The organism is Nocardia farcinica (assembly GCF_029867845.1).
In the GTDB taxonomy this organism is placed as follows: Bacteria; Actinomycetota; Actinomycetes; order Mycobacteriales; family Mycobacteriaceae; genus Nocardia; species Nocardia farcinica_A.
Genome location: NZ_JARWRU010000939.1, coordinates 1 through 10,113 on the forward strand (window position 1 = coordinate 1; position 10,113 = coordinate 10,113).

General features: G+C 71.5%; 10 protein-coding genes. 3 read left to right on the top strand and 7 right to left on the bottom strand.

All coding sequences use genetic code 11. The features are described from left to right. Positions 1-107 precede the first annotated feature (107 nt). On the bottom strand, positions 108-1,361 hold the full coding sequence (locus QH283_RS20665) for a cytochrome P450 (protein ID WP_414689530.1): 1,254 nt from the start codon (positions 1,359-1,361) through the stop codon (positions 108-110). 224 nt (positions 1,362-1,585) lie between these two features. Here QH283_RS20665 and QH283_RS20670 point away from each other — a divergent pair, with 224 nt between their 5' ends. The 3 genes from QH283_RS20670 to QH283_RS20680 are packed head-to-tail and all read left to right on the top strand — an operon-like array spanning position 1,586 to position 4,183. Next, positions 1,586-2,545 carry a metal ABC transporter substrate-binding protein gene (locus QH283_RS20670; RefSeq protein WP_280504640.1) on the top strand — a complete coding sequence of 320 codons (960 nt, stop codon included), beginning with the start codon at positions 1,586-1,588 and terminating at the stop codon, positions 2,543-2,545. Further along, complete coding sequence (locus QH283_RS20675; protein ID WP_280504632.1) at positions 2,538-3,281, top strand: metal ABC transporter ATP-binding protein; 744 nt, start codon at positions 2,538-2,540, stop codon at positions 3,279-3,281. The genes QH283_RS20670 and QH283_RS20675 overlap by 8 nt, the downstream gene beginning before the upstream one ends. Positions 3,282-3,322: 41 nt before the next feature. Beyond that, on the top strand, positions 3,323-4,183 hold the full coding sequence (locus tag QH283_RS20680; protein WP_414689531.1) for a metal ABC transporter permease: 861 nt from the start codon (positions 3,323-3,325) through the stop codon (positions 4,181-4,183). Here QH283_RS20680 and QH283_RS20685 read toward each other — a convergent pair. The 6 genes from QH283_RS20685 to QH283_RS20710 all read right to left on the bottom strand — a co-directional run. Then, on the bottom strand, positions 4,167-4,907 hold the full coding sequence (locus QH283_RS20685) for an LGFP repeat-containing protein (RefSeq protein WP_280504634.1): 741 nt from the start codon (positions 4,905-4,907) through the stop codon (positions 4,167-4,169). The two genes, QH283_RS20680 and QH283_RS20685, sit on opposite strands and share 17 nt — an antisense overlap. 112 nt (positions 4,908-5,019) lie before the next feature. After that, on the bottom strand, positions 5,020-5,373 hold the full coding sequence (locus QH283_RS20690) for a hypothetical protein (RefSeq protein WP_280504635.1): 354 nt from the start codon (positions 5,371-5,373) through the stop codon (positions 5,020-5,022). Between the two features lie 59 nt (positions 5,374-5,432). Continuing rightward, on the bottom strand, positions 5,433-5,579 hold the full coding sequence (locus QH283_RS20695) for a hypothetical protein (RefSeq protein ID WP_280504636.1): 147 nt from the start codon (positions 5,577-5,579) through the stop codon (positions 5,433-5,435). Positions 5,580-5,733: 154 nt separating this feature from the next. Continuing rightward, entirely contained in the window at positions 5,734-8,400 is a 2,667-nt protein-coding gene (locus QH283_RS20700; RefSeq protein ID WP_280504641.1) for a fumarate reductase/succinate dehydrogenase flavoprotein subunit, read from the bottom strand. A gap of 47 nt (positions 8,401-8,447) precedes the next feature. Further along, positions 8,448-9,209 carry an ABC transporter ATP-binding protein gene (locus QH283_RS20705; RefSeq protein WP_280504637.1) on the bottom strand — a complete coding sequence of 254 codons (762 nt, stop codon included), beginning with the start codon at positions 9,207-9,209 and terminating at the stop codon, positions 8,448-8,450. Continuing rightward, positions 9,206-10,113, bottom strand: a 908-nt coding sequence (locus tag QH283_RS20710) for an ABC transporter permease (protein ID WP_280504638.1), incomplete at its 5' end; no start/stop codon positions are given. The genes QH283_RS20705 and QH283_RS20710, both read right to left, overlap by 4 nt.

Sequence of the window (10,113 nt, forward strand, 5' to 3'; positions counted from 1 at the left end):
GGGGGGGCCGGGGGGCGGGGGGGGCGGCGGGGGGGGGGGGGTGGGGGGGCCCCCCCGGGGGGGGGGGGCGCCCCCGCCCCGCCGCCGCGCCGGCGGCGGCGGTGGCGTCAGGCATAGGCGACCTGCCAGCTCTTGATGCCGTTGAGCCAGCCCGAGCGCAGCCGGACCGGTTCGGAGACCTGGCGCAGGTTCGGCATGACGTCGGCGATGGCGTTGAAGATCAGGTCCAGTTGCAGCCTGGCCAGGTTCGCGCCGACGCAGTAGTGCGTGCCGGTGCCGCCGAAGCCGACGTGCGGGTTCGGGTTGCGGGTGATGTCGAAGCTGTGCGGGTCGGTGAAGTGGTCCTCGTCGAAGTTGGCCGAGGAGTAGAACAGGCCGACGCGCTGGCCCTCGCGGATCGCCTGCCCGCCGATCTCGGTGTCGTGCTTGGCGGTGCGCTGGAAGGCGACCACCGGGGTGGCCCAGCGCACGATCTCGTCGGGCGCGGTGCGCGGCCGCTCGGCCTTGTACAGCTCCCACTGCTCGGGGAAGTCGACGAAGGCCTTCATGCCGTGCGTGGTGGCGTTGCGGGTGGTCTCGTTGCCCGCCACCGAGAGCATGATGACGAACCAGGCGAATTCCTCCGAGCCGAGACCCTCGCCGTCGATGTCGGCCGAGAGCAGGGTGCTCACGATGTCCTCGGCCGGGCAGGCGCGGCGCTGCTCGGCCAGATTCCAGGCATAGCCCATCATCTCGGCGGTGGCGACCATGTGGTTGCCGTCGAACTCGGGGTCGTCGTAGCCCATCATCTGGTTGGACCAGTCGAACAACTTGCCCCTGTCCTCCTGCGGAACGCCGAGCAGTTCGGCGATCGCCTGCAGTGGCAGCTCGGCGGCCACCTGCTGGACGAAGTCGCCGCCACCGGTCTTCGCGGCCTCGTGCACGATCCGCTCGGCTCGCTCGTGCAGGGCGTCGCGCAGCGACTGCACCGCGCGCGGGGTGAAGCCGCGGGAGATGATGCGGCGCAGCTTGTCGTGCACCGGCGGGTCGGTGTTGATCATCATGGCCCGCTGGATGTCGATCTGGTCGCGGGTGATGTCGCCGTTGAACCGGATGACAGCGGTGTTCTCGTTGCTCGACCAGGTGTCGGGGTTCTTGGAGATCTCCTTGATGTGGTCGAGCTTGCTCACCACCCAGTAGCCCCCGTCGTCGAAGCCGCTGGTGCCGTCGGGCTGGTCGACCCACCAGACGGGGGCGGTGCGGCGTAGCTCGGCCCACTCCTCGACCGGGAGTCGGGTGGCGAGCAGATCGGGATCGGTGAAGTCGAAATCGTGCGACAGCGACGGCGCGGACACGGCTACCTCCTGGGGCTGTTGGCTCATGCCGACGGCTCTGTCGGGCCGAGGGCTCATTCGGAGTGAACCACACCACAGCCTACTTTGTGAACAGTATTTAGTAAAAGGTGTTCAGTCACTTTTCCTCGCGGTGTGCCAGGAATTCGCGGTGGCCGCCCGGGGTGGTCGGACGTAGTATCGAAGTTGAAAGTTAGGGTTGCCGAAACTTAGAATCCGGTCGTATGAAGCTCGGTGAGATCGAGCCCGGTGAGATGAGGCCGGGCCGCAGGGAGCCCGTGCTCGGTCGATCCGTCGCGCGGGCGCGCTCGCTGTCGGCGGTGCTGCTGGCCTGTGTGCTCGCCGTCGCGTCGGCGGCGTGCGGGACCGCCGACGGTGACGACGATCCGCGCCCCACCGTGCTGACCACCTTCACCGTGCTCGCCGATGTGGCGGCCGATGTCGCGGGCGAGCATCTGCGGGTGGAGTCCATCACCAAGGCAGGCGCCGAGATCCATGGCTACGAGCCGACCCCCGGCGACATCAAGAAGGCGTCCAGAGCCGACCTGATCCTGGACAACGGGCTGAACCTGGAAGCCTGGTTCGAGCAGTTCCTCGACCAGGTCGACGTGCCGCGCGCGGTGGTGAGCGAGGGGGTCGAACCCATCGACATCACCGGCGACGCCTACGCGGGCAAACCCAACCCGCACGCCTGGATGTCCCCGCTGAACGTGCGCGTGTACGTCGACAACATGGTGCGCGCCTTCGCCGAGCTCGATCCGGCGCACGCCGAGGACTTCCGCGCCAACGGCGAGCGCTACCAGGCCGAGCTGGACGCCGTGCACCGCGAACTGGTCGACGCGCTCGCGTCGCTGCCCGAACACCAGCGCGCCCTGGTGACCTGTGAGGGCGCGTTCTCCTACCTGGCCAGGGACGCCGGCCTGACCGAGAAGTACATCTGGCCGGTCAACGCCGAGCAACAGGCCACCCCGCAGCAGATCACCTCGGCCATCGACTTCGTTCGCACCCGCTCGGTGCCCGCGGTGTTCTGCGAGTCCACCGTCTCCGACGCGCCGATGCGGCGGGTGGTCGAGGCGACCGGCGCGGCCTTCGGCGGCGTGCTGTACGTGGACTCGCTGTCCGAGCCGGGCGGTCCCGTGCCGACCTATCTCGACCTCATCCGGCACGACGTCCGCACCATCGCCACCGCACTGACCGGGAGCCCGCATGAGTGAACTCGCGATCGAGGTCGACGACGTCACGGTCCGCTACGGCGAGGTGCTCGCCCTCGACGGCGTCTGCCTGACGCTGGCCCCCGGGCGCGTGTGCGGCCTGGTCGGCATGAACGGCTCGGGCAAGTCGACGCTGTTCAAGACCATCGTCGGGCTGGTGAAGCCGACGACCGGCACGGTGCGGCTGTACGGCGACTCGCCGCGCGCGGCCCGCCGGGCCGGTCTGCTCGGCTACGTCCCGCAGAGCGAGGACGTGGACTGGACCTTTCCGTTGACGGTGCGCGACGTGGTGCTCACCGGACGGCACGGCCGCATGGGCTTCCCGCGCCGGCCCCGCCGGGCCGACCGCGAGGCGGTGGCGCGGGCGCTGGAGCGGGTGCAGCTGACCGATCTGGCCGATCGGCAGATCGGCGCGCTGTCCGGCGGCCAGCGCAAACGGGCGTTCGTGGCCCGCGCGCTGGCCCAGGAGGCCACGCTGCTGCTGCTCGACGAGCCCTTCGCCGGGGTGGACAAGCGTTCGGAGTCCGCCATCACCGAACTGCTGCGCGAACTGGCCGCTGAGGGCGCCGCGATCCTGGTGTCCACCCACGACCTGCACGCCCTGCCCGGCCTCGCCGACGAAGCGGCCCTGCTCATGCGCAAGGTGCTGGCCCGCGGCGAACCGGAGGAGGTGTTGCGGCCGGAGAACCTCGCCGCCGCCTTCGGCTTGGATGTGTTGAACCGGGAGGTCAGCTCGTGAACCCCGTCGACTACCTGGTCGAGCCGCTCGGCTACGAATTCATGGTCCGTGCGCTGATCACCACCGTCGCCGCGGCCGGGGTGTGCGCGGTGCTGTCGTGCTGGCTGGTGCTGATCGGCTGGTCGCTGATGGGCGACGCGGTCTCACACGCGGTGCTGCCCGGCGTGGTGCTCGCCTACATCGCCGGGCTGCCGTTCGCGGTGGGCGCCGTGGTGTTCGGCTTCGCCGCGGTCGGTGCGATCGGGCTGGTCCGCGAGACCAGCCGGGTGAAGGAGGACGCGGCCATCGGCATCGTGTTCACCACCTTCTTCGCCGCGGGCCTGGTGCTGGTGTCGGTCACCCCGAGCCAGACCGACCTCAACCACATCGTCTTCGGCAATCTGCTCGGCGTCGACCGCGGCGAGCTGATCCAGGTGCTGGCGCTGGCGGGCTTCACCCTGCTCGCGCTGATGCTGCTGCGCCGCGACTTCACCCTCTACGCCTTCGACCCCACCCACGCGCACGCCATCGGCCTGAACCCGCGCCTGCTCGGCAGTGCCCTGCTCGGCCTGCTGGCGCTGACCGCGGTGGTCGCCCTGCAGGCGGTCGGCGTGGTCCTGGTGGTGGCCATGCTCATCATCCCCGGCGCCACCGCGTACCTGCTGACCGACCGCTTCCAGCGCATGCTGCTCATCGCGCCTGCCGTGTCGATCGGCGCCGCGGTCACCGGGCTCTACCTCAGCTACCACCTCGACACGGCGTCGGGCGCGATGATCGTGGTCGTGCAGGGGGTGGTGTTCGTGCTCGCCTACCTGTTCGCCCCGAAGCACGGGGTGATCGGGCGCCGGCTCGCCGCGAACCGGAACCGCGCGGTCGATCCGAACGGTGCCGACAGCCCGCAGGGGCTCAGGGCTCCCAGGTGATGCGACCGCCCTCGAAGTCCTGCGCCTTACCGTCCTCGTAGTCGTACTCGTCGCTGGTCGGGTAGCCGTACCGGCCGCCTTCCGCACCCGCGGCGATCCACTTGTCGCGGATCACGCCCCACACCGCGTGCGCGCCGGTGCGCTGGGTGTAGTAGATCGCGCCGCCGTTGAACAGGTTGTAGCGGCCGCTCTTCGCGCCCGCGCTCTCGTCGGTGACGGGGAAGCCGAGCGGGCTCGCCTCCCAGCCCAGCTCGCCCCACTTGTCGCGGATCTTGCCCGCGACGGTGTGCGCGGCGGTGCCGACCGACCAGTAGACGCTGCCGTTCTGGAAGTGGGTGAACCGGCCGGTGTCGCCCGGGGTGGGCAGGGTGCGGGTGACCGGGTAGCCGAGGCTGCCGCCCTCCGCGCCCGCGCTGTTCCACTTGTCGCGGACGGGGCCCGCGACAGCGTGCGCGCCCACGTCGCCGCGCCAGTAGATGGCGGCGTTCTCGGCGAAGACCTGGTAGCGGCCGCCCGCCGCGGCGTCGAGTTCGGGCCCGGTCGGGTCGCCGAGCACGGCCTGGCCGCCTGCCTGATCGAACTCCACCTCGATGGCCCCGCCGACGTCGAACGCGCCGACCGGGCGGGCGCCCGCCACGCCGAGGCTCGACGTGAACAGCACCGCGAGGGTGGCGGTGGCCGCCGCGGCGCGGCGGGCCGTGCGGGTACGGGGAAGCCGTGTCATGGGGTTACTCCTGGTCGAATCGTTGCCGCGACGGTTGTCGAGCCCGTTCGGGTGTCGGTGTCGCGGCGTGGCGGACAAGGGACCGACGACATCGACCATGACACCACGGCGCTCAGCTGCCGATGAATCCGCCCCCGATCGACAGGTAGGCCAGCAACAGGAAGAAGAAGAACCATCCGACGCCCTGCCAGATCGGCCACACCTGCCCGCGCCGCCAGCGCAGGAAGGTCACCACGAAGGCGCCGATCCAGCCCGCGGCCAGCACCACCGCGGGGCCGATGACCATGGTCGCCTGCGCGGTGGTGTCGCACAGCATGCGCTGTCCCTCGCAGGCGTCCCTGATCGAGGCCCAGACGGCGATCACCACCGCGGTCAGGACGGCCACCGTCAGCACGGCGACCCCGAACCGGACCGCCGCACGCGATCCCTTCGGATCGGACCAGCGCTTCTCCACATCGTCGACCATGAAAACCTCCTCCGCCCGGTAGTTGCCGGTGGACGAGCGGTCAAACGGGCGGGCGGGGGTCAGCGGGCGGTCGAGAGGTCCGGTGGTCCGGGGTGGGGGTGGCGCATCTCGAACCAGTAGGTGAGCCAGACCGTCGCATAGGCGGCGACGACCACCAGTGCGGTGACGGCGAGCAGGATGAACAGGAGTGCGACCAGCAGAGCCATGTTTGCTCCCGGAAACGGGTCGTGACGGTGTCCGTTCCGGCGGGAGGTGCGGCATCGCGGCCCCTCGCAGCGACGGACTCGCCTCGAATCCTATGGCCGCCGCACCGTGCTCGCATGTCGGCGGGCTGTGAGACCGGTCATGCCCCCGGTGGCCTCAGGCCGTGACCGCCCGCCGCGCGTAGGCGCGCACATCCGCGTCGCTGTCGGAGGTGGCACTGGTGAGCCCGTCGTGTGCCCCCGGATGCTCCGGCCAGCGCGCCAGCGAGAGCACCGCCGCCTTGCGCACGTCCAGGTGCGGATCCGCCAGCGCCCGAACCAGCGGCGGCACCGCCACGTCCGGCCCCGCGCCCGCCAGGCCGCGGGCCGCGCCGACCCGCACCTGCCAGGCCGACTGGGTGAGGGCCTCTGCCAGGTCGGCGGCGTCGTCGTCGGTGGCGCCGAGGGCGGCGAAGGCGGTCAGCGCGGCGGCGCGCACCAGCGGATCGCGATCGCCCGACAGCGCCCGGATCACGTCGTGCCCGCCTGCGCCGATCACCGCCAGACCGTTGGCGACCGCCACCCTGACCTCGCGGTTGTCGTCGCCCGCCAGCTTCGACACCCCGTCGACGTCGTCCAGGGCCACCAGCGCGCGCACCGCCTCGATGCGCACCCGATGATCGGGATCGCCCAGCGCCACGGTGTACTGCTCGGCCGTGCCCGCCCGAAGCGCGCGCAGCAGGTCGACGACGGTGGCCCGCACGAGCGGGTCGGGCGAGTCGAGCCGGTCGGACAGGCCGGTCGACTCGGGCAGCACCTCGACCAGTTCCCGCAGACTCTCGGCGGCGGTGCGGCGGACCGCGGCGGACGGGTCGTCCAGCGCCTCGATCAGCGGGCCCGCGAAGCCGTCGGGGGTGTTCTCGGTGAGCGCCGACAGCGCCGCCGCCCGCACGCCGGCGTCCTCGTCGGCCAGATAGGACGAAAGCTGTTCCACCGTGGGCGAATCGAGTGCGAGCAGGGTGACGATCCGCGGCGAGGGCGGGGTGGCCGGCCCGGCCGGTCGCGCTGCCCCGGCGGCGTCGGCGCGATCGGGGGCCCGGCCCGCGCGCACCGTCGGCTGCTCCACCGTCAGGTCGGGTCCGGTGGACGGGATGTCGTCCAGTCCGGGCACCGGCACCAGGTAGGGCGCCACCGGCCGCTTGAGGAACTCCATCTCGCCGTCGGCGTTCTTGCGCAGGTTCAGGTGGTAGCGCCATGCGGTGTCGTCGCGCTCGGGCAGGTCGGCGCGCTCGTGGTAGAGACCCCACCGGGATTCGGTGCGGGTCAGCGAGCTGCGCGCCGCCATCTCCGCGCAGTCGCGGATGAACGAGACCTCCACCGCGCGCATCAGCTCGTGCGGGGTGCGCGCGCCGATGCCCTCGACCTCGGCGCGCATCCGCTCGAAGGTCTCCACCGCCAGGCCCAGCTTGGTGGCCGTCTTCGGCGGCGCCACATAGTCGTTGACGAAACGGCGCAGCTTGTACTCCACCTGCGGCTGCGGCGGGCCGTCGGGATTGCGCAGCGGCCGGTAGATCAGCTCGTGCGCGGCCGCGATCTGGTCCTGCGGCAGCTCGGCGGGGGCGGGCACCTCGTCCAGGGTGCTCGCGGCGTGCGCACCGGCCAGGTCGCCGAAGACGAACGCGCCGATCATGTAGTTGTGCGGCACGCAGGCCAGATCGCCCGCGGCGTAGAGGCCGGGGACGGTGGTGCGCGCGTGCTCGTCCACCCACACGCCGGAGGCGGAATGCCCGCCGCACAAACCGATCTCGGAGATGTGCATCTCGATGTCGTGGGTGCGGTAGTCGTGTCCGCGATTGGCGTGGAAGGTGCCCCGGGTGGGCCGCTCGGTGGTGTGCAGGATGGACTCGAGCGTGCTCAGCGTCTCCTCCGGCAGATGCGAGACCTTGAGATAGATGGGGCCGCGGGCGGATTCGATCTCCCGCTTGACCTCGGCCATCATCTGGCCCGACCAGTAGTCGGAGTCCACGAACCGCTCGCCCTGGGCGTTGACCTGATAACCGCCGAACGGATTGGCGACATACGCGCAGGCCGGGCCGTTGTAGTCCTTGATGAGCGGGTTGATCTGGAAGCACTCGATCCCGGACAGCTCGGCGCCCGCGTGGTAGGCCATCGCGTAGCCGTCGCCGGCGTTGGTCGGGTTCTCGTAGGTGCCGTACAGGTACCCGCTGGCGGGCAGGCCGAGCCGCCCGCACGGCCCGGTCGCCAGGATGACGGCCTTGGCCGCGGCGACGACGAACTTGCCGGTGCGGGTGTCGAGCGCCGCCACGCCGACCGCGCGGCCCTGATCGGTGAGCACGCGCACCGGCATGAGCCGGTTCTCGATGCGGATCTTCTCCCGGTTCTCGCGCTTGCGCAGCACCCGGTAGAGCGCCTTCTTGACGTCCTTGCCCTCGGGCATGGGCAGCACGTAGGAGCCGGAGCGGTGCACCCGGCGCACCGCGTACTCGCCGTACTCGTCCTTCTCGAACTTCACGCCGTAGCGCTCCAGCCGCTGCACCATGGCGAAGCCGCGAGTGGCGGTCTGGTAGACAGTGCGCTGGTCGACGATGCCGTCGTTGGCGCGGGTGATCTCGGCGACATAGTCCTCCGGCTCGGCCTTGCCGGGGATGACGGCGTTGTTCACGCCGTCCATGCCCATGGCCAGCGCGCCGGAGTGCCGCACGTGCGCCTTCTCCAGCAGCAGCACGTTCGCGCCCTGCTCGGCGGCGGTCAGCGCGGCCATGGTGCCCGCGGTGCCGCCGCCGACCACGATCACGTCGGTGTCGATGCGCACCGCATCCGAGATGTCGGGCACCGCGAGGACGAGGACCTCGGTGGACAGTTCGGTGTTGCTCACAGGTACTCCAGGATCTCGGCCCGAAGCGCGGGCCGGTCGGCCGGTGTGCGCGGATCGGGGATCTCGACGACGGCGCGCAGTACGCCCGTGCGGGACTCGTCGCGTCCGAGGACGGCGATCCGGTCGCCCTGGCGGAGGGCTTCGGCGAGGGCGGGGGTGACTAACACGACCGTGGTGGGGTGGGCCTGCCAGGTGTCGACGAGCAGTCGTTGCATGGTGGCCCTGGTCTGGGTGTCCAGCGCGCCGAACGGCTCGTCCATCAGCAGGGCGCGCGGGGCGCCCGCCAGGCCGCGGGCCAGCTGGACACGCTGGCGCATGCCGCCGGACAGATCGCGCGGCAGGTATTCGGCGTAGGGGGCGAGCCCGACCTCTTCCAGCCACCGCAGCGCGCGGGCGCGGCGTTCGGCGCGCGGGACGCCACGCAGCTTCAGCGCCAGTTCGATGTTGCCGCGGGCAGTGCGCCACGGCAGCAGCGCGTCGTCCTGGAAGATCAGCGCCCGATCGGCCGACGGCCCGGTGACGGGGGAGCCCTCGGCGAGGATGGCGCCGCCCTCGGGGGCGCGCAACCCGGCCAGCGCGCGCAGCAGGCTGGACTTGCCGCAGCCGGATTTGCCGACCAGGACCAGGATCTCGCCTGCCGCGATGTCGAGGTCGATGCGTTCGAGCACGGTGCGGCCGCTGTAGCCGAGGCGCACCCCGCGCAGGCTCAGCCGCATGCCGGTGGCGGTGGTGGTGACGGGGTCGTGTGTGGTGGTCATCGGCGCGCCTGCCTCGGCAGCCAGCGGGTGACGCGGCGTCCGGCCAGCTCCACCAGCCCTGAGGTGGCGAAGCCGAGGACGCCGATGGTGATCATGCCGACGAACACGCCGGGATAGTCGACGATCGTGTACGCCTGCCAGGTGCGGTAGCCGAGGCCGAGGCGGCCGGAGATCATCTCCGCCGAGATCAGGCAGATCCAGGCCACGCCCATGCCGACCGACAGGCCGCCGAACACGCCGGGCAGGATGCCGGGGAACACGACCCGGCCGAGCACGTCCCAGCGTGATGCGCCGAGTGTGCGCACCGCGTCCTCCCAGATGGTCGGCAGCGCCCGCACCGCGTGCCTGGTGCTGACCAGCACCGGGAACAGCGAGGCGGTGAAGGTGATGAACACGATGCCGGACTCGTCGCTGGGGAACAGCAGGATCGCCACCGGCACCAGCGCGATCGCCGGGATCGGCCGGACCAGCTCGGTGAGCGGCCCGAAGATGTCGCTGAGCAGGCCGGAGCGGCCGAGCCCGATGCCCGCCAGCACGCCGACAACCGCGGCCAGCCCGAAGCCGGTGACGATGCGGATCAGCGACTGGCCGATGTCGAGGTAGTACTGCTGGCTGCCCAGTTGCTCGCCGAACTCGGCGATGATCTCGGTGACCGTGGGCAGCGCGTCGAAGCGCAGCCCGGCGCGCACATCGTTGACGGTGAGCAGCTGCCACAGTCCGATGGCGGCGAGCACGGAGACCACCCGGATCAGGCGGGACCGCCACAGCGCGGTCCGCGCCGGCCCGGCCGCGCCGGGGGCGGGGGGGGGGGGGGCGGGGGGGGGGGTGTCGGGGGTGGTGGGGGCGGGGGGGGGGGTGTGGAGGGCGGCGGGGGGGGGGGGGGGGGGGTCGGGAGCCGGGGCCG